Genomic DNA, 1,696 nt, shown 5'->3' on the forward strand with positions numbered 1-1,696 from the left:
CCCCTTAAAATGATTATCATTATTGTTTAAAATTGGATTCTTGGTTTTTGTTGATTAATTTATTCTTTGGAAGTCCCTTACTTAGAATTGGATGATTTGGAGAATACAGGTCGTAGCGATCGCGGTAAGTTAGAAGGAAAGCAGTGGATTTCCGGTAAATACCAAGAAGTCGAGGGCGGGCAGGGTATCCTGAAAGCAGTGAATAACGGTCGGGAACCAACAGGAAGGCTACCGTTTGGTAAAGCTTTTAAGGTGGTGGTAATGGAGCCGGATGAAACCACTGATACGGTAGATACGGCTTTGTTCTTTCGGTTTTGTGCTTGGCGAATGGGTTGTACACCTTATTTTATCGGGCCTGTTCCTTTTTTCAGCTACAAGGTTAACTCCCTGATATTTGTAGGCAATTTGAGTGAACAGAGGACAAATACTGCATCTTTACCAACTGGAGCTACGAGAGAGCCTAAAGCTAGCACTACCAACCATACTGGAGTAAGAGAGAAGATTAATCCATGCACCTTTAGTAGTGCTAGTCAGTCGATAACAGATCAATCATTCTCTGGTATTGATTTGCGATTGCCTCCGGCAGTGCGCTTGGCGCAATCGCTCTCAAATGCGATCGCGGAAATTGAGAGCGCTGGTAGCGGGGATTACAAAGCCATTGGCATACATACCTGTGCGGATGGGGGGTTAAATTGTGGTCGCGCTCTCGGTCGCTACCAGTTCATGAGTTATAACCCTTATGCAGTGCAGTTAATTGCTGTCAAGCCTGGAGGTCAAGAGTTTCTCAGTCAAGTGGAGCAAGGGCATCAACCAACAGAGGCTGAACTATTTGAGTTTTTTCCTCCAGCTGACCAAGATAGGGCATTTATGGCTGATATGGCTAACAAAATTCAAGTGACACAAGAGCAAATCGATCCGGCTACAGGACAGCCATTTACGGGCGAACGCCTAATTGAACGAGTGGCTCAAAAGCATTTTGGTGGCGATTACAGCAAAGTTGATGGAAATGGCTCAGATGCCCTCGGTCGCCTCAGTCTCAAAGATTACGGCAAAACCGCTTTAGCTAGTTATCGCAACAGTAATAGCGATAATGGAACGCTGACCTGTTCTCCTAATGTAAATTCTAGCTACATCAGCACTGCTAAAAATACTGAAAATGGGAGGTAGAGTATGACAGATTTATCTAAAACTTCTATTACCTCACCCCATGAGATAAAAGAAATACTGGATACTGAGTTGCATTCAAAAATACACTTTGGGCAAACAGGGGAAGGAAAGGGAGTTTATTCTGACTCCGCCTCCCCTACTCAGTCTCAACCACTGAAGACAACTGCATATCAATTACCAGCACCGACTATGAGGGTACGCTACTGGATTCATTGGTTTCGCATTGGTTTGGGCATCTTTTTGTTGCTGTCAATTCTCATGAGCTTAGGGGGCTGTAGCTTAAATGCGGCAACCGTTACTTGGAACAAAGCTGCTAATGTTCTGCCTGCGACAGTCGTTGAACAGGTGATTGTAGAAAATACAGAGTTGAATTCCAAAGTATCTGCTAAAAATATACTGGCTTGGAGTGTGGAAGGAAAAGACGGCAGGTTCGCAGTTTTCAACTTGAATATGCCTGATGTCTGTGGTGCTTTGGGATGTCTGTATACTGGTTACTGGCTCAGAAAGGACAAACCAATTACTCAGGTAT

At 44.2% G+C, this 1,696-nt stretch carries 2 protein-coding genes; both read left to right on the forward strand.

The window, feature by feature from the left end; all coding sequences use genetic code 11:
• Nucleotides 1–66: 66 nt before the first annotated feature.
• Nucleotides 67–1,167 carry a hypothetical protein gene (locus CDG77_RS34810; RefSeq protein WP_223270169.1) on the forward strand — a complete coding sequence of 367 codons (1,101 nt, stop codon included), beginning with the start codon at nt 67–69 and terminating at the stop codon, nt 1,165–1,167.
• Between the two features lie 3 nt (nt 1,168–1,170).
• Nucleotides 1,171–1,696, forward strand: a 526-nt coding sequence (locus tag CDG77_RS34815; RefSeq protein ID WP_094333647.1) for a hypothetical protein, incomplete at its 3' end; no start/stop codon positions are given.

Origin of the sequence: Nostoc sp. 'Peltigera membranacea cyanobiont' 213 (genome assembly GCF_002245975.1) — a bacterium.
In the GTDB taxonomy this organism is placed as follows: domain Bacteria; phylum Cyanobacteriota; class Cyanobacteriia; order Cyanobacteriales; family Nostocaceae; genus Nostoc.